We start from the raw sequence: 19,181 nt of genomic DNA on the forward strand, positions 1-19,181 counted from the left end.
CAGTTCCTCTTCATGACAGTTCCCTCATGTTGCATCGACGATTGCGTCCGGACCAGGCTGTCGCACACGGAATCCGATCCTCGGCGTGGATTCTGCCAAGTACGGCAGAGCGTAGGAGAAGAGAGTGGCGAAATCACCTGGATCGACCGGCCCCGTTCTCGCGCGCTTCATGTTCTTGGAGCCGACAGCAGGATCGTTCGCGAAGACCAAGATCAGTCCCCCTCGGGTGCCCTGCCGTAACTGTCGAGCCTGTGGCCCACCGTCTTTTCCCGGAGCCCCTGCGATGTGCTCGATAGCTTCTCGCTCGCGGACGGCTGTACCGCTGAAGCCGGAGCGGTACTCACCGTCCAGTCGTTTTCGGTTGACGATGGGAAGCGGTTCATCCCAGCCCTTGACCGCGACGGGCTGACGGGTCTTCGGCTTCGGCAGCAGAATCGCGAAGTCCTTCAGCATGTCTCGTTCGATCGCGGATCTCATCGCCGCCAGATGGGGCTCGAACGTCCACTTCTCGTCCCACACGAATCGACTGACGATCTCGAGGACCTCTTCGGCCAGAACAACTCCGTACTGCGCCTCGAATCTCCGACGAATTCCGTGACTTCCGGTCATCTCGAACGTGGCCGAGCCCTGCATGCTCCTCAGCAAAGGTCCAACTGCCTCGAAGTGCTTCTTATTGTTGGTTCCGTCGCCGCGCGGCTTTTGCATCGTGAAACTGAACGCCTGTCCGCCGACGCCGCGGTAGACCTGCTCGGCGTTGTACATCTTGTTCGCGGCCGCAGGCTTGAGCCACGGTTGGGACTGAAACACCATCGGCGGTACGTCCATGGGGGTCACCATCGGCTCCCCGCCTGCATTGAGGTCGGCGAACCGGGCCAGCTCAGATCGGAACTCCGCCTCGTCCGCCACGATCGTCGCGAAGGCCTCGTACATGTCGAACGATCTACCGGCAGGCCCTGGAACGTCGCGCCCGATGAACAAGCGCACCAGGTCACGGTATCCGGGCCGGAAGCCGAACCAGCGCCCCATCTGCATCAGAGTGTCGGCTTGCGGCGTCCGACGTGTGTAGTAGGTAGTGGTCAATCCCTCCACGGTGAAACCGCGACTGAGCTTCGTTCCGCCGACCAGAATCTTCCACACCCCGCGTGCCTCGAAGTTCAGCGCTTCCTGCAGGTAGTCGTCCTGCTTCTCCCCGTTGACGATGATGACGGGACTCGAGCCCTCGGAAATCTTGTTGTACGCGATGCCGACGAATTCTTCGAGCTCCTCGAACGTTGTTGGGTTGACGACGCCAACCTCGGCGCGTGCGGCGGAGACGACCGAGAAGTCTTCGACCCACAACTGCTCCAGTCGAACGAGGCTCGATGGCTGGGAGTAGCCGGCAGACTTCCACAGCGCCTTGAACTCGTCCGCGACTGCGGTGTGCTCGGTAGTCTTCACCGATTCGTGGACGAGCATCGTATGGTGCCGGAAGGTACTGGATCCCTTGCTTTCCCGGAACAGTTTGATGGCACCGGACAGCACAAACGAGTCCAATGCCTTGAGCTGCTCGCTCTCACGGCCTTCACCATCCCAGCCCGCCCACAAGTCACGTACGAATGCGGCCTTGTTCGAGTTGGCGGGCGTCCGCTCCGAATCGTCGAACTCGTCACCGTCGTCGGAGTCATGGAAATCAGAACCACCCATGTACGGTTTCGGACGGTCGAGACTGACGATGAAGTCTTTGGGAAAGATCGTTTCACTGTCCTCGACGTCGACGAAGACATTTGCGAAAGGCGTTGCCGTGTAACCGATGTATTGGGCGCGCTTCAGTACGCTCAGCAGGTCGGTGATGCGTGCATTGATGGCCGTGCGCTCGATCGTGTCGGCAGCCCACCTCGCCGGATTCAACGTGTTCACCGATGCCTGGTCAGCCTCGTCGTCGATTATCAGCGCGGGAATCTGTTCCAGCGCAGTACGACTACGCCCCAGATCTTCGACCAGTCGTGTCAGCACGGTGGAGTTCTTCTTGACCACAGCGACACGGATATTGCTGGCAAACAGGTTCTTCGGATCGTTCAGCGGGCGACTGTGGTCGACGAACTCCCACTCCAACGCGCTGATACCCTTGTTCAGCGTCTTGTAGTCATCGGTTGCGCCAGTGAGTCGTCGTATCGCGGGCGATGTCGACGAGAAGTTCGGATCTTCCTCCAGACGAACAAATTTGCCAGCATTCCAGTCCGGATCTTGGGCATAGTCACCGTCAGCACCGATGTTCTGCTGTCCGATGAGTTCCATGTCGAGGCGGCGCTGAGTCTGACTGCGTAGCAGTTCGATCGTTCCCGTCAGGACGACAACAAACCGGTATCCGGCATCTATCGCCTTCGCAACGACACCGGTGAAGTTTGCCGTCTTGCCGCTCTGCACGTAGCCGACGACCAGGCCCTTCGATTGGTAGGGCTCTTCGCGAACGGGGTCGGCAAGCCGCGCAACGATCCTCGATGTCACCGAATCCAGGTCCTCGACAGTGTCTGCGTCCAGCTTCGAGGACAGCACGCCCCGATACGCGCGCCAGTAGAAGTTGTGCTCGAGTTGGCGTTGGTGGGTATACCACGGCGACCAAGGCTGCTGCGCAGCAATGATGACCGCTCCACCGCGCCTCGGGAAGGTGCTGTCGAGAATGGAGAAGCCCTCGTCCGGAACTCCAAGCAACTCGTATATCCGCACACGCCGCTCGGGTGATCCGGGACCGGTATCGAGACACCAAGGTTCAGCTGTCTCCAGATCCCACTTCAACAGGCTCGCACGAACAACAGCGCGCAACTGAGGAACGTCGTCGGAGACCAACACAGTTACGATGTCGTCTATCCCAAAGTCCTCTGGTACTGAGTTACCGAGTCGACCCTTGATCGGAGCCACCAACGGCTCGGGCGGATACAAACCAAACTCTCGTCCGATTGCCGCGATCAACTGAGCCGAGTCAGTCATCGAAGTGCCCCCATCTGCTCACGGTGGGCAGACATTGCCGCCACCAGCACGTCCTGCCATGCCTGCATCTGTTCCTGCTGTCTGGAACTATGACGGTGCACATCGAACATGCTGTGCACCAACAGATACAGCAATGTTCTTAATATCGGCACGTCCGTGTTGTCGGTACCCTTACGACCCAGTATCTCGCGTCGGAAGCGGGCATTGATCCACAAAGTGCGGGTCTTGAGATCCACCTCGAAGAATGCGTCTCTGGCGAGCACCCGCCAACCGACGCTGACCGGATCCACACCGTCAACGAATGTGAACGCATCGCTGAAGGCGTCCGAAAGTTCTTGAGGGAAGCCCTCGAAGGGCTCGACGACCGAAATGGGTCGCGGCGTGTGACTGCGTGCCGCATGAAGTACGGAGGTGGCGTCGGACAGAAGGTTTCTACCGTCGTATTCACGCAGTATGGCCTGCTGCAAGACCGCGACTGCGGTCGCGTCGAGCACCACGCCGGACTTCTCCGGGTTGATCGTGACGTGCGATCGAAGGTCGTCATCGAGATCGATTGCAATCCGCGCCAGTCCGAAATCGGGCCGACCGTGCCAGAGCCCGTTCCAACCGCCGATCTGCAGCAACCTGTCGTTTCGATAGAAGTACAAGCCCTGCCAGTCGCGACCGGGCGCGCCGAAGAGCTTGAACTCTGTCGACTGACTCCGTGCCGGCCAGATATGCGCCAAGACAGTCGATCCCGTGCCGGTGTCCAGCGGCATCGGATACCGGGCTCCGCCAGTCCCCAGATATCCGAACGGATCGATGGGCTTGACGTTGTTCAGCGCCCCCGCCCGCTTGTAGCCGATGTCGAAGACATCGAGGCCGATGGTCAGATCCTTGCCTAGCAACCTGTGGAAGACGATGCCGAGATGACTCCGAATGTCACCGATGGTCGCTTCGAGCCAGCTGACCTGCTCATCGGCATCAGCAGACATCAAGAACGATCTGATCCCGCGCCACTCCACCACAGTCCCCGTCACGAACGGGAATCGAGGCTTGATCGATGTGACAGTGGAGCCGGCAAGCGTCGGGTCGATGGAGTGCACCTGCTGCGTGTTTGCGCCGTGTATTGAGCGTGCCTGTGCGTCATGACCGTCTGCTTTCGACCACACGAACAATGACTCCGCCTGACTCATCGAGGCGGCCTTTAGACCGACTCCGAAGTGGCCGAGATCGGACGTGCTGTAATTTCGCCGAGTGCCATAAGACATCGCGGCATCTATTGTCGCGTGATCCATGCCCCTACCGTTGTCGATCACCATCAGACCAACGATCGCGGCGCCATCTTGAATAAAGCGAACAAGGACATTGTGTGCCCGGGCGTCGATACTGTTGTCGATCAGGTCTGCAAGCGCGCTAGCCAGGGTGTGATGTAGTCCGATAGACCTGGACAAGAACTGGTCTTGTGCCGTGTTCGTCGTGGCCGACGTCGAAATTTCACTCATCCGCGGTAACCCTGTGCACCCAAGCCTCTTTCAACAGATCCACGACTTGTTCTTCGCTCCCGGTCTCGTATTCTCGTAGCAACCGGCGAGGACGACTTTCTCCGTACAGACCGATCGCATCAGCAAGTACACGGGTGACATGGCGGTCAGCGACACTCATCGGCTGAGGGTGTCCGATAGCCGCGAGGGCCCGACGGAGCGGATCAGCATCGGGCGGAACGGTTTCGGGACGCACCACCGTGAACGACCTGTCCGGCGAAAACTCCAGCAGCACTTCGTCTCCTGGCTGCGCATCCAAGTCCCGCAGAAAGCGTCGAATCGTGCCTGAAGTCGGCTGGGCTCCGGTCCACCTCACCATCTGAGCGCCAAGTCTGCTGCGTAGTTCGACGGTCCCGCCACGCTCGCAACCGACCGCGACCGCAACTCCCGCGGGCAGGGCAAACCCCGAACCTCTCAACTGATCCGCTGTGACCACGATTCGGTACCTCCAAGCAAGGCCGATTCGATACAACCGACGCGTCTGCTCCGGGGTCTTCCCATTGCGTTCACGCCGACGTCGACGCACCACGCCGTCGTCCGCCGCCTCGAAGTCCTCAAGCAAATCGACTGCAGCAGGCATGACGGCGTCCGCCCAGGCAATCAGGCTCCACAGACCGTCGGACCCGAGCACCGAGCGGTCGTCGCCGACGAGCGCGCGGTGCACTGCCTGGGCAGGCTTGCCGCTGTCGACGAGTACTGCGATATCCGACGCCGCCCGAGGTTGTCCGACGGCTTCGAGGACTCCTACGGCTGCGTCGACAACTGTTTTGGTTCGAGTCAGTGCGGATCCGTGCACTACGGGAATGGCGCACCATCCGAGCCAGGCCTCGAGTTCACTACGCGGCATCGTCACGAGCAATTCGAGGTCATCGAGAGGAACGACGCCGTTCGGCGACTCCAGATCTTCGAGAATGGATCGTGTCCTCATCTGCGCTCCATTGACATCGGGGGCGGCCGCCCACCCATCCGTGACCTCGAAGTAGTCGTCCAGCCGATCCAGAACCAGCCACAGCGGCACTCCCAGGCTTGGCACAGGTTGCTCGATCTCGGGGTGCACGGAGACCAAGCGTGACATCGAGGCAACCGGCTGGATCTCCACCCGCAGACTTGCCAGCAGGTTTCCAACCGCTGTCCCATACCCACAGGCTGCGTTGATCTTGGCCTTCGTGCGGGACTCGATCGCACCTGAAGCGGGCTTGGACAGGTGCAACTTGGTGCTCAGTTCACCCAGAGAGATCGGTTCCGCCGCCAACAGCCTTTGATGCAGCGCGATACTTTCACGACCGTCGAGCTGCGAGATCAGATTTTCGATCTCATCGACTGCATCGCCCGCACAGATGTCCGGAAAGTCCCTCGATGTCACCGATTCGAGCCGCGCCGCGACTTCCTGGACGGCCTCGGGCGAATCGTCGTCGATCTCCACCGACATAAGAGGACGATCAATTTCGCCCCGAATCCGACGCCAAACAGCCAGTTCCGTCAAGTCGTCGAGAAGCTGTGTAACAACGGGCGCCGTCTCACCATCGTTGTGCTCATCGAGGCGACCGAGCGGGTCGCGAAGGACCGCACAGTAGAGCAAACCGTGGACAACGTCACGCACAGTCTGCTCGCTTGTGCCTGGCACAGCAAAGATGTCCGTCACTGTGTGAGAAAGGAGCCCTGACAACGTCGAGGCGGACGTCAACCGTTTTACGGCGGTGGCCGCTCTGGCCTCCAAACCCATCAGCGCGATCGGCAATGATTGCAGCAGAGCCGGAACGGCATCCGCGAGCAACGTGTCCTTGTGTCCAGCGACAAACAGCTCCGCCAGGCCTGCAAGCAGATTGTCCAGAGTCACCTCGTCCTCAACCACAGTCTCGGACGGGCCGTCTTCCAGCCACCAATCCGTGCCGGGCGCGAGTCGTTCGAGCAGAGCAGCACGCTGAGAGACGTAACCGTCCAACCAAGGCATCAGCTCTACCCAGTGTGCGTCTGTCAGCACCGCCGAATCGAGAGTGTTCACACCCGACATCCATCAACCACTCTCATGAACCTGCCTTCGCAATACCTACAAAGTAGGCCACGCGGTCGGCTTGCGCAGAGAGGGGTGCCGTCATGCATCGACTGTTCATTCAGTCGGATGAACGGCTCTTGGTAGGCCCTACACGGTGCGCGGTCGGTAGAAGATCACGTGCCCCGAGGACAGCTCAACTACCCAATCCTCGTGAGCCCTATCGCCGCCTTCTTTTGAGCTGGAGCTCGACGTGACGCTCTCCCTCAACACGAGATATCCGGAATCGAGCGGAAGATCGAACAGCAGCTTCGTGTTGTCCGAGAATTCGACGGCAGGGTTGTCGCCAGTGGAGAGCCTGACCACGGTGGCTCCGATGGACGGAAGCCTCTCGACGGTCGGGGCCACCGCCTTCGGGTGCTCGGGTGCGGGCCACGATTCGACGGCCCCTTCCGGTCCACACAAAACAGTCGAACCGTCCGCGGCGGTGTACTCCCAGGATTCGACTTCGTCTCGCGGGCTGGCCACCACTCTCTGCCGGCCCCCGAACGTCAGACGGAGAACACCGAATTCGTCGTAGTCTGCGTCGTCGCATACAAGACCGTGCAGTGTCGCGAATGCGCGTAGGCCCTCGAACTGATTGTCCTCGTCGACGATGAGGCCATCCACCGTCACCTCACTGAAGGCAATGCTGGCACCGTTGTCGAATTCGATGCTCAGATCGAAATCGAGCAGAATTCTGCTGACGCGGAGCTGATCGACGGCGAGTTTCATCGCCGTCGACTGTGCCACAGAATCTCGTGGGAGCCCACGAAGACTGGCCGGAGGCATGATGCGCGGCAGCCTCGCCGGATGGCAAGTGCGCGCGCGTGTGTCAGGTGCGCGGGGAATGGGCAGTGGCCGGGTGCGATCGTGCGCGCGTGTGGCGGATGCGTGCGCGTTCGTCCGCGAGAGGGTGGTGTGGGTGTGGGTGGTTTCGAAATGCAGAATGGCCCCGGACCTGGTGGTCGGGGGCCATTCTGGAATGTTGTGTTCGGCGGTGTCCTACTCTCCCACACCCTGTCGAGTGCAGTACCATCGGCGCTGGAGGGCTTAGCTTCCGGGTTCGGAATGGGACCGGGCGTTTCCCCTCCGCTATGGCCGCCGTAACTCTGCGAAACAGAGATCACGAGCGGTCTCAGTCGGAGAACACAACCCCCACATGCAGTCTGGGGTGGTGTTTCGTTCTTGGACCTGTATTCGATTGTGCTTGCTGAATCAACTCGTGTGTTGTTTCAGATATTGCACAGTGGACGCGTAGCTTCTTTGTGGTAAGTCCTCGGCCTATTAGTACCAGTCACCTGCATCGGTTACCCGACTTCCAGTTCTGGCCTATCAACCCGGTGGTCTGCCGGGGGCCTTACCCCCTCGAGGGGGTGAGAAACCTCATCTTGGAACAGGCTTCCCGCTTAGATGCTTTCAGCGGTTATCCCTTCCGAACGTAGCCAACCAGCGGTGCTCCTGGTGGAACAACTGGCACACCAGAGGTTCGTCCGTCCCGGTCCTCTCGTACTAGGGACAGCCTTCCTCAAGTTTCTTACGCGCGCGGCGGATAGAGACCGAACTGTCTCACGACGTTCTAAACCCAGCTCGCGTGCCGCTTTAATGGGCGAACAGCCCAACCCTTGGGACCTACTCCAGCCCCAGGATGCGACGAGCCGACATCGAGGTGCCAAACCATCCCGTCGATATGGACTCTTGGGGAAGATCAGCCTGTTATCCCCGGGGTACCTTTTATCCGTTGAGCGACACCGCTTCCACTTGCCGGTGCCGGATCACTAGTCCCGACTTTCGTCCCTGCTCGACTTGTCAGTCTCACAGTCAAGCTCCCTTGTGCACTTGCACTCGACACCTGATTGCCAACCAGGCTGAGGGAACCTTTGGGCGCCTCCGTTACATTTTAGGAGGCAACCGCCCCAGTTAAACTACCCACCAGGCACTGTCCCTGAACCAGATCATGGTCCGAGGTTGAGGTATCCAATACGATCAGAGTGGTATTTCAACAACGACTCCACAGTAACTGGCGTCACCGCTTCACAGTCTCCCACCTATCCTACACAAACCGAACCGAACACCAATACCAAGCTGTAGTGAAGGTCCCGGGGTCTTTTCGTCCTGCCGCGCGTAACGAGCATCTTTACTCGTAATGCAATTTCGCCGAGTCTATGGTTGAGACAGCTGAGAAGTCGTTACGCCATTCGTGCAGGTCGGAACTTACCCGACAAGGAATTTCGCTACCTTAGGATGGTTATAGTTACCACCGCCGTTTACTGGGGCTTAAATTCTCAGCTTCGCCATCACTGGCTAACCGGTCCTCTTAACCTTCCAGCACCGGGCAGGCGTCAGTCCGTATACATCGTCTTACGACTTCGCACGGACCTGTGTTTTTAGTAAACAGTCGCTTCTCACTGGTCTCTGCGGCCCCACCCAGCTCACACTGCAAGAGTGATCACCGGACAGGGCCCCCCTTCTCCCGAAGTTACGGGGGCATTTTGCCGAGTTCCTTAACCATAGTTATCTCGATCGCCTTAGTATTCTCTACCTGACCACCTGTGTCGGTTTGGGGTACGGGCCGTGTAACAACTCACTAGAGGCTTTTCTCGGCAGCATAGGATCACTGAATTCGCCTCAATCGGCTACGCATCACCTCTCAGGCTTGATGAACGGCGGATTTGCCTACCGTTCGCCCTACAGGCTTACACCAGTACAACCACTGACTGGCCCAGCTACCTTCCTGCGTCACCCCATCGCTTGGCTACTACCAGATCAGGTCCCACGCATCCACCACACGCCTCACTCTCGAAAGAGATCAGTCACGTGGATTCAGGGTGGTTAGTGTCACTGATTCACCATGGGCGCGGTTACACGGGTACGGGAATATCAACCCGTTGTCCATCGGCTACGCCTGTCGGCCTCGTCTTAGGTCCCGACTCACCCTGGGCGGATTAACCTGGCCCAGGAACCCTTGGTCATTCGGCGGACGAGTTTCTCACTCGTCTTTCGCTACTCATGCCTGCATTCTCACTCGCGCAGCCTCCACACCTGGATCACTCCGATGCTTCCATGGCTGCACGACGCTCCCCTACCCACCCACACACCTGCACACAAATCCGCAGACTTGCATGGGGCTGTTGTGTGAGTGCCGCAGCTTCGGTGGTGTACTTGAGCCCCGCTACATTGTCGGCGCAGGATCACTTGACCAGTGAGCTATTACGCACTCTTTCAAGGGTGGCTGCTTCTAAGCCAACCTCCTGGTTGTCTTCGCGACCCCACATCCTTTTCCACTTAGTACACGCTTAGGGACCTTAGCTGGCGATCTGGGCTGTTTCCCTCTCGACTACGAACCTTATCGCCCGCAGTCTCACTGCCACGCTCTCACTCACCGGCATTCGGAGTTTGGCTGATTTCGGTAAGCTTGTAGGCCCCCTAGACCATCCAGTAGCTCTACCTCCGGCGAGAAACACGTGACGCTGCACCTAAATGCATTTCGGGGAGAACCAGCTATCACGGAGTTTGATTGGCCTTTCACCCCTACCCACAACTCATCCCCTCAGTTTTCAACCTAAGTGGGTTCGGTCCTCCACGACGTCTTACCGTCGCTTCAACCTGGCCATGGGTAGATCACTCCGCTTCGGGTCTAGAACACGCCACTACACACCACGAAGGTGATACGCCCTATTCGGACTCGCTTTCGCTACGGCTACCCCACACGGGTTAACCTCGCGACATGCCACTAACTCGCAGGCTCATTCTTCAAAAGGCACGCCATCACCAGCCATGACGAATCATGCACCAGCTTTGACGGATTGTAAGCGCACGGTTTCAGGTACTATTTCACTCCCCTCCCGGGGTACTTTTCACCTTTCCCTCACGGTACTAGTCCGCTATCGGTCACCAGGGAGTATTCAGGCTTATCGGGTGGTCCCGACAGATTCACAGCAGATTTCACGGGCCCGCTGCTACTTGGGTATCCACAACGACAGTTGCAATGTTTTCGTCTACGGGACTCTCACCCTCTACGACAGGCCGTTCCAAACCACTTCGACTAACACCACAATTTCTCACTGTCGGCCGATCCGGCAGAATCGACAATGCAAACCCCACAACCCTCCATACGCAACCCCTGCCGGGTATCACACGCACAAAGTTTGGCCTCATCCGCTTTCGCTCGCCACTACTCACGGAATCACTATTGTTTTCTCTTCCTGTGGGTACTGAGATGTTTCACTTCCCCACGTTCCCTCCACACACCCTATATATTCAGGTGCAGGTAACACGACATCACTCGTGCTGGGTTTCCCCATTCGGACACCCTCGGATCACAGCTCGGTTGACAGCTCCCCGAGGCTTATCGCAGCCTCCTACGTCCTTCATCGGCTCCTGGTGCCAAGGCATCCACCGTACGCTCTTCATTACTTACAACAAAGATGCTCGCGTCCACTGTGCAATTCTCAAACAACACACAACCAACTCCATACACGTCGACCTCAGACATCCCCCAACAAGGGAACCGATAGATACAACCGAAGCTGCCTGTATACGTCTTGCCTAGAAAGAAACATGCTTTCGCGTGTTCTCTCAGGACCCAACAGTGCATCGATATAACTCGTTCGGCCACCGGCATTGCCGGCGACACGATGAACGAATTGGTTGTCAGTGTTCCACCCGTGAGCTCCCGCCGTTCCACGTGTGGGAACGAAACGGGCTCTGCCAGACCATCATCCGAGCACCTGTGTGCTGGTACATGGTCTGGAGAATGCTCCTTAGAAAGGAGGTGATCCAGCCGCACCTTCCGGTACGGCTACCTTGTTACGACTTCGTCCCAATCGCCGATCCCACCTTCGACGGCTCCCTCCCACGAGGGGTTAGGCCACCGGCTTCGGGTGTTACCGACTTTCATGACGTGACGGGCGGTGTGTACAAGGCCCGGGAACGTATTCACCGCAGCGTTGCTGATCTGCGATTACTAGCGACTCCGACTTCACGGGGTCGAGTTGCAGACCCCGATCCGAACTGAGACCAGCTTTAAGGGATTCGCTCCACCTCACGGTCTCGCAGCCCTCTGTACTGGCCATTGTAGCATGTGTGAAGCCCTGGACATAAGGGGCATGATGACTTGACGTCGTCCCCACCTTCCTCCGAGTTGACCCCGGCAGTCTCTTACGAGTCCCCGCCATAACGCGCTGGCAACATAAGACAAGGGTTGCGCTCGTTGCGGGACTTAACCCAACATCTCACGACACGAGCTGACGACAGCCATGCACCACCTGTACACCGACCACAAGGGGGACCGTATCTCTACGGTTTTCCGGTGTATGTCAAACCCAGGTAAGGTTCTTCGCGTTGCATCGAATTAATCCACATGCTCCGCCGCTTGTGCGGGCCCCCGTCAATTCCTTTGAGTTTTAGCCTTGCGGCCGTACTCCCCAGGCGGGGCGCTTAATGCGTTAGCTACGGCACAGATCCCGTGGAAGGAACCCACACCTAGCGCCCACCGTTTACGGCGTGGACTACCAGGGTATCTAATCCTGTTTGCTACCCACGCTTTCGTTCCTCAGCGTCAGTTGTTTCCCAGAGACCCGCCTTCGCCACCGGTGTTCCTCCTGATATCTGCGCATTTCACCGCTACACCAGGAATTCCAGTCTCCCCTGAAACACTCAAGTCTGCCCGTATCGCCTGCAAGCCCGAAGTTGAGCCCCGGGTTTTCACAAACGACGCGACAAACCGCCTACGAACTCTTTACGCCCAGTAATTCCGGACAACGCTCGCACCCTACGTATTACCGCGGCTGCTGGCACGTAGTTAGCCGGTGCTTCTTCTGCAGGTACCGTCACTCACGCTTCGTCCCTGCTGAAAGAGGTTTACAACCCGAAGGCCTTCATCCCTCACGCGGCGTCGCTGCATCAGGCTTCCGCCCATTGTGCAATATTCCCCACTGCTGCCTCCCGTAGGAGTCTGGGCCGTGTCTCAGTCCCAGTGTGGCCGGTCACCCTCTCAGGTCGGCTACCCGTCGTCGCCTTGGTAGGCCATTACCCCACCAACAAGCTGATAGGCCGCGGGCCCATCCTGCACCGATAAATCTTTCCACCACAACACATGCATGCTGTAGTCATATCCGGTATTAGACCCAGTTTCCCAAGCTTATCCCAGAGTGCAGGGCAGATCACCCACGTGTTACTCACCCGTTCGCCGCTCGTGTACCCCGAAAGGCCTTACCGCTCGACTTGCATGTGTTAAGCACGCCGCCAGCGTTCGTCCTGAGCCAGGATCAAACTCTCCGTAAAAGACCTGCGAAACAACAACCCCACCCCCGAAAAGAGAGCGAAAGCTGCGAATCAGTCAAAGACATCAAGTCAAATCACTAGCAAAAAAACTCAACTAGCATTTCAAAACAACACCCGACAACAACCACCACAAGCGGATGATTGATACATCGAATGCTTCACCAAAACAAAAAATTTCGGCACTGACATTCATCGACACACTGTTGAGTTCTCAAAGAACACGCACACACTCTCAACCCACGAACACACAGTCCGTCGGCCTCAAGGGCAACTGTTCCAGCCTATCCCAGCTTGGTCTCGGACACAAGGCCCGACTCTTGGGGGATAAAACCTGCCGAGCCACACGTCCAACCTCGTTCACCCTGTCCGTGAAGACCGGGTCGGTGTCCGTCGCTCTGACTCGACAAAAGTTACGCCACCAACCACACCAACGCAAATCGCCTGCTCAGCGGCGACCCTCCGCGGCGCGAGCCCGAATCGGCCTTCCTGAAACCGCTTCTCGACGACTCAGCTCAGCAATGCGTCCCTTGCGAACCTGCGCGACCAGCTCGGCGAGTCCGATACCTCTTGACGGAAGTAGAACCGCGGACCGTGTGCACCGATGAGATCGAGGAAGCTCACCGTGGCCTGCGCCGCGAACTGAGCGTCGAAAACACCGGAATCTTCGCTGGCCCAGCCTAATTCGGCCACGGTCTCGATCAACATCTCGTTGCGATGCGCCGCGGATGCCGATGCGGCCAGGGAGATCAGGAAGAGAGTCGCCGCGTCGGTCTCGTACGTCTCCTTTCCCAGAGGGAGGCGCGAGGCCGTATGTCGCCACATACCTACCGGGTCGTCGGTCAAAGCTGCACCGAGCTTGGTGCGCAGCAACCTGCCCTTCGATGTGCGGGTCAACCCGAGGTGCCGCGCCGCCTCGCGCAGATCGGTCACCTGATGATGGTCGATCTCGCGATTGCTCGGCCCTACCCACCCCAGACCCCAGTCGAGCTCCTCACGAATCGCCGCCACGAATGCGGGCTTGAGGTAGCCGGCACCCGTCAGGTCGGCTCCGTCGTTGCCGATTCTGCCGAGAAACCACGTCAACTTGGCCATTGCAATTTCTGCGACGGGTAGATCGACCGAGCTCTCGACTGTGAGTTCGCACCGCGGAAGCAACGCCATCAGTGACGGCACCTCCGTAGGACGCACCCGACCGAACAGCTTTCCGATAGCCGGAGCCGCCGCCACCGCTTCGGCGAGCACCGAACGCCCCACGTCGAGCGAGTGCAGCACTGTGTTGACTGCATCGGCGTCGAACAGAGCCGGATCGAAAGCCGCGCCCCACCGCGCCAGCTGGGCTGCGTGTTCGGGATCGGACGGGTCGGCAGCGATGTCGAGCGCCTGTGCATAGCGCGAAGGCCCGCCAGACTCCTCGGGTGGACATGCGCGTGCCCCGTCGAGGCAGACGGATCGGAGGTCGTCGATATCGGAATCGATCTGCTCCAGAACGATCGTGTGTGTCCACCCGTCACCGAAGTCGTACTCGTACGTCATGGTGGAACCCGATGCCGTGAGCACGTCGTCGATCCGCACTCGCTCTTCGCTCGACGCCTCGCCGTCCGGTTCGTCGTCGAGCGTCACTTCCATCTCGAATCGACGCGTGGCACCGGCGGTCCTGACGCTGAACGCATGCAGATGCCGGTCCTCCCACCCGAGAGCCTTCTGGAGCACCGCGTGCAGCTCGGACAGCAGCAGATCCGAGCGCACCCGCACCCGACGCCAGATCTGCGGACGGGTGTGATCCACGGTCACCCGAAGCACCAAGTTCACCAGGCCCCGCCGCATGGCTTCCGTCGCGTTGTCGTCGGCCGGTTCGTCGGTGTCGGACAAATTCGGCACCACAGACAGGTGCCGGACGCGACCGGTTCTCATCGACATGGAAAGGACCCTAGTCGGACCCGTGCGTCGGACGCAGGGGCTCGCGGTCTTCTACGTACCAGTGGTCAAACCATCGTTGATCGCGGCGACGTCGAAGGCCAACGCATCGAGCTGAGATGCCAACGTCGTCACCGTCAACTGCACCAGGTATTGGGTATCGACGCCCACCACCACATACCGCGTCGTCACGGCGGCTTCGAGTTGCTGCGCGACGTACGTACCCCGAATGAATCGGGACGGCCAGCCGAGCCACGACGCCGCGCTCGCCTCGCGCTCCACCCAGCCGGGCATCGCACGTCCGTCGCCGAAACTCAATGCCATCAACGCTTCCGGGTCGATCGTGCGTGACAACGCACCGACCAGAAGCACCGCGTTGGGCGCGAACCCGTTCTCCACCAGGTTCGGTTCCACGATGACCTGAGTCGCCCCGGGAAACTGCGCCGGATCGAGCGTCTGCCATCCCGCAGGAATCGGCACGGTGATGCCGAGTTCGGCCGCCGCGGCACCGTCGAGCGGCGACACGCGCAACGCGTGTGCGTTCAGATACTCGGCGATCGTGGTGGGCTCGGACGATTCCGTCGACAGGGCGTCGTTCACAGCAGGGCCTTTCGTGATGGACGATTCACTGACACGCCAGAGGCTACCCGCGCCGGTACGCTGGTCCGTAGCTCCTAGACGCAGTGACCGGCGGGGAGCTGGGCGCTGTGCGACTCCAACCATCCGCCGACCGCGTCGAGCATGGCAGTTCCGTCGGCGAACTCACCCGAATTCGGTTGCGCCGCAATCGCTACCCCGACTCGCCCGGCAACGGTGGTGACGATACCGACCTGCCGGACGTCGTAGCCGCCTTGGAGGCTCGGCCCCCAACCGCCTTTGTAGGCCGCATCGGACAGCTTCGCGAGACCCCATTGATGCTCGGGCACAACGGTGTTCATCATCTCGACCACCGGTGCAGCGTCCGGGATACACGACAGGCCCGCCGCGAACGTCGCCTGATCCTGCGTCGACCACTCGGTCTGTCCGAATGCGCTGAATTCAGGGCGAATCCGCTCCCGCTGCACCGCAGTGGCAGCGTCTCCGCCCTGCCGCAAAACCGATTCGACCGAAGCACCTGCGGCAGCGGAATCTCCGAGCGACCCCCACAGGGCCTCGGCCGCTGCGTTGTCGGAGCTTTCGATCGCGGCGGTGGCGTCCGCAAGCGCCGCGTCGCCACCGCGACGCAGGGCGGCCACAGCCAGAGGCACCTTGACCGTCGACCACGCCACACCGGAAGTCCAGGTGCCGAGGACTGTCGACGGTCCGCCGCCGACCGGAACCAGAGCGAGGCCGATGGGACCACCCACCGTCGACTCCAGTGCGCCGAACTCCGTGGCCAGATCGTCTGCCGGCAGCGCCTCGACAGGAGGCGCAGTGGTCCACACTCCCGAATCGGACGTCGGCGCACTCGCCGGAGGCACCGGAGCAGAAGATGTTTCGGACACGACGGGTGTTTCGGGGCCGTCGTCGGTGGCGATGGTGCAGCCGGCCATCAGAACACCGACCGCAAGGGCGACCGATCCGACTCTTCCGACGCGGCGGGCCGAACTAGAAGAGGTAGACAACAGCGTTCTCGCCACCGGTACACGTCACCAACTGCGCAGACGAGACGCAGTTCATCTCGTATCGCTTGCCGGTGACCGGGCTGCTGGCCACCACCGTCCGCGAATTCCGATCCGAACCCGCCCTGGTGTAGGCCAACCGAACCTCCTCGGCGAACGGGCACGACGTGACAGTGGATCCCACCGCCGAACCTCGAAGCCCGCTGCTCGACGCCACGGTGGCCGGGCAAGTCTGCGCACCCGCGGGCAGAGTGGCGACGCCCGGCTGCGGTGAGTTAGCCGCCGTGGGCGCGGGTTCACGGCCTGGAACGCTGCCGTCGGATACTGCCGAGGACGATGCTGCACCCGACGACGCCACCGCGGGAGTTGCGTCGTCGCGCACCACCACCCACGCGATCACGCCGCCGAGAATCACAGCGACCACAGCCAGAACGGCCACCACGATCCAGATGCCACCGCTGCCTTTTCTCGGCGGTCCCGGTGGAGGAGCACCCGGGACACCACCGGCGCCGAACACGGGTGGCCGCGGAACCGCGCCGTACCCACCTGGCTGCGCCGCGGCACGAGACTGTGGCGCGCCATCTCCAGAGGACGGCGGCGGAATGACTCGATCGGATGGATTCGGCTGCGCGCCGTACTGTCCGTACGCGCGCTGCGAGGGGTCGCCCGAACCTGGATAGCTCACTGGTGTCCTTCTGCCGATGATGGGGCCAGCCTCTCATACGGCGTCGCAACCAGCAGACCGGACGCTACAGTTTCGCTCTGCGCGCGGTGAGCTCCTCCAGATAGCGCGCAACCGCGTCATCGTCGTTGGATTCGAGCACTCGATCGGCAACGGATCGCACGGGCTCAGCGGCATTCGACGGGCACAACGCCGTACCCGCCCAGGTCAGCATCGGCAGATCGTTGCGCGCATCTCCCACTGCCGCAACCGAACCCGAAGAGATCCCCCAACGCTCGCACAATTCCTGCAGGGCACTGGCTTTCGAGACTCCCGCTGCGGACATCTCGATGTACGGAGCACCGGAATGGGTCAACTCCACTCCGTCCACCCCCACAGCAGCGACGAGCTCGTACAACTCCTCGCTCGTCGTATCTCTGTGCCGAGCAACGATTTTGACCGTCGGCTCGACGTCGACCGGCAGACCGTGCTCCGACAGTTCCATCTCGTGCGGCTGCCGGTGATGGTCTGCGAACACGCACAGCTCGGCGTACCGCGCCTCGGCCACGAATCGCGTGGCACCGACGGTCGCGAAAGCCACGCCGGGAACGAGGGAGCGCACGACCGATTTGGCCGAGGCCACCGTCTCGGCCGGTACCGACCTGGTGCCGACGATGGCCGGGAAGCCGTCGGCCAAGTCGAGGACGACAGCCCCGTTGGCACCGATCGCCGTCCCGCGAAATCCGCAGGACGCTGCGAGTTCGTCGATGGAGTGTCGCGCGCGAGCGGTGGCCCACACCACCCTGATTCCGGCGGCGTCAGCCGCAGCCATCGCGGCGGCCGTTCGCGCAGAGACGGTTCGGTCCGAACGCAACAGGGTGCCGTCGAGATCGGTTGCGACAACGACGACCTCTTCGGTTCTCTTCACCCCACCGATACTGCCAGGTGTCGATCGCTCAGCCGGCGACCAATGTCAGAACGGAAATCTCACTGGGCGCGAACACTCGGAAAGGCGGACCCCAGAATCCCGATCCGCGGCTGGTGTAGAGCTGAGTTCGCGCGCCGTGTCTGCTCAGACCGTGCACCACCGGCTGGTCGAGCCGAACCAAGGCCGAGAACGGCCAGATCTGACCGCCGTGTGTGTGGCCGGAGACCTGCAGATCGACGCCGGCGTCGACAGCGTCACCGATCTGTTTCGGCTGATGAGCCAGCAACAGTACGGGGATCGCGGGATCGGTTCCGGCAAGTGCGCGCACGAGATCGGCACCGTGGCCGGGCGCACCCGACCCTGCGGCGGTGGCGTCGTCGACGCCCGCGATGATCAGTGCGTCCTCACCGCGGTACAGCACCACGTGGCGATTGTGCAGGGAGTTCCATCCGAGGTTTTCCATGTGATCGAGCCACTCCTGCGCCTCGCCGAAGTACTCGTGATTGCCGGTGACGTACACGCGCGCCGCACTCGCGAGCATTGCCTCCAACGGCGCGGCCTGCGCTCGACGCCGATCGACCGAGCCGTCGGCGATATCGCCGACGTGGGCCAACACATCAGGTTCGAGCGCATTGACGGCGTCGGTCAATCGATGCGACCACGTCGTTCGATCGAGCGGGCCGAAATGCGTGTCGGTCACGAGAACCACTCGTAGACCGTCGAATCGAGCCCCGAGCCGATCGATCCTGACGGTCGTGTGTCGCACGCGGGGAGTTCGCATCGCCTCGTAATGACCCCACAGCGCCAGGACGACTACGACGACCACGGTTGTCACCGACACGATCCGCGACCGAAGAGGGTCGTCGACCCCGGCCACCCACAGACCGAGCCGCAGCAGCAGCGAGAGTGCCGACCACACGAACGCGATCCAGACCGAGCCCAACAACACGTCTCCGACGCGCGCCCACGCGTCCTTGGGGGCCCCCTCGGCACTCGGCCGGTGGCCCAGATACATCGCCGCAGGCAGAGCCACGAATGCGGCGACCGCAACCGCAGAGCCGACCAGCTGTGCAACCACCGGCCACTGCGCACCCGCGAACACGATAGTCCAGGCCGGCAGCGCGACAAGCACAGCGCAGACCAACGAAACAACGGTCGGCACGACGATCCGTCGAGTGCGCGGTCGCGTCGACCCGTCCGGTGAGACCGACTGTTCGGGGTGCTGCGTCTGTCGATCCGTCATCGGCGTCGAACCCTCTTCACTCGTACGTGCGCG

General features: G+C 60.8%; 10 protein-coding genes and 3 rRNA genes. All 13 read right to left on the reverse strand.

Annotated features, from left to right (window positions below; all coding sequences use genetic code 11):
- Window positions 1-24: 24 nt before the first annotated feature.
- The gene (locus AYK61_RS22475) at window positions 25-2,964 is read right to left on the reverse strand and encodes a Z1 domain-containing protein (protein ID WP_121873179.1); all 2,940 of its coding nucleotides are present in this window, start codon (window positions 2,962-2,964) and stop codon (window positions 25-27) included.
- Window positions 2,961-4,448, reverse strand: a complete 1,488-nt coding sequence (locus tag AYK61_RS22480; protein WP_121873180.1) for an ATP-binding protein — start codon at window positions 4,446-4,448, stop codon at window positions 2,961-2,963. Before AYK61_RS22480 ends, AYK61_RS22475 begins: the two co-directional genes overlap by 4 nt.
- Window positions 4,441-6,498: a hypothetical protein gene (locus tag AYK61_RS22485; RefSeq protein ID WP_121873181.1), complete on the reverse strand. Its 2,058-nt coding sequence runs from the start codon at window positions 6,496-6,498 to the stop codon at window positions 4,441-4,443. The genes AYK61_RS22480 and AYK61_RS22485 overlap by 8 nt, the downstream gene beginning before the upstream one ends.
- Before the next feature lie 129 nt (window positions 6,499-6,627).
- A complete protein-coding gene (locus AYK61_RS22490) occupies window positions 6,628-7,251 on the reverse strand; it encodes a DUF6188 family protein (protein ID WP_183130506.1) in 624 nt (207 codons plus the stop codon).
- Window positions 7,252-7,508: 257 nt separating this feature from the next.
- Window positions 7,509-7,625, reverse strand: a 5S ribosomal RNA gene (gene rrf / locus AYK61_RS22495).
- A gap of 158 nt (window positions 7,626-7,783) precedes the next feature.
- Window positions 7,784-10,938, reverse strand: a 23S ribosomal RNA gene (locus tag AYK61_RS22500).
- A gap of 345 nt (window positions 10,939-11,283) precedes the next feature.
- Window positions 11,284-12,801 (reverse strand): 16S ribosomal RNA (locus AYK61_RS22505).
- Together the 16S, 23S and 5S rRNA genes form the textbook arrangement of a ribosomal RNA operon.
- Window positions 12,802-13,308: 507 nt before the next feature.
- A complete protein-coding gene (locus AYK61_RS22510; protein WP_121873182.1) occupies window positions 13,309-14,718 on the reverse strand; it encodes a plasmid pRiA4b ORF-3 family protein in 1,410 nt (469 codons plus the stop codon).
- A gap of 51 nt (window positions 14,719-14,769) precedes the next feature.
- A complete protein-coding gene (locus tag AYK61_RS22515; RefSeq protein ID WP_121873183.1) occupies window positions 14,770-15,315 on the reverse strand; it encodes an LpqN/LpqT family lipoprotein in 546 nt (181 codons plus the stop codon).
- A 74-nt stretch (window positions 15,316-15,389) separates the two neighbouring features.
- On the reverse strand, window positions 15,390-16,319 hold the full coding sequence (locus AYK61_RS22520; protein WP_147458387.1) for a hypothetical protein: 930 nt from the start codon (window positions 16,317-16,319) through the stop codon (window positions 15,390-15,392).
- Window positions 16,303-17,001: a hypothetical protein gene (locus AYK61_RS22525; RefSeq protein WP_147458388.1), complete on the reverse strand. Its 699-nt coding sequence runs from the start codon at window positions 16,999-17,001 to the stop codon at window positions 16,303-16,305. Before AYK61_RS22525 ends, AYK61_RS22520 begins: the two co-directional genes overlap by 17 nt.
- Window positions 17,002-17,065: 64 nt before the next feature.
- The gene (locus tag AYK61_RS22530; protein WP_121873186.1) at window positions 17,066-17,905 is read right to left on the reverse strand and encodes an HAD family hydrolase; all 840 of its coding nucleotides are present in this window, start codon (window positions 17,903-17,905) and stop codon (window positions 17,066-17,068) included.
- A 28-nt stretch (window positions 17,906-17,933) separates the two neighbouring features.
- Window positions 17,934-19,148: a metallophosphoesterase gene (locus AYK61_RS22535; RefSeq protein ID WP_121873187.1), complete on the reverse strand. Its 1,215-nt coding sequence runs from the start codon at window positions 19,146-19,148 to the stop codon at window positions 17,934-17,936.
- Between the last annotated feature and the right edge of the window lie 33 nt (window positions 19,149-19,181).

Origin of the sequence: Rhodococcus sp. SBT000017 (genome assembly GCF_003688915.1) — a bacterium.
In the GTDB taxonomy this organism is placed as follows: domain Bacteria; phylum Actinomycetota; class Actinomycetes; order Mycobacteriales; family Mycobacteriaceae; genus Rhodococcoides.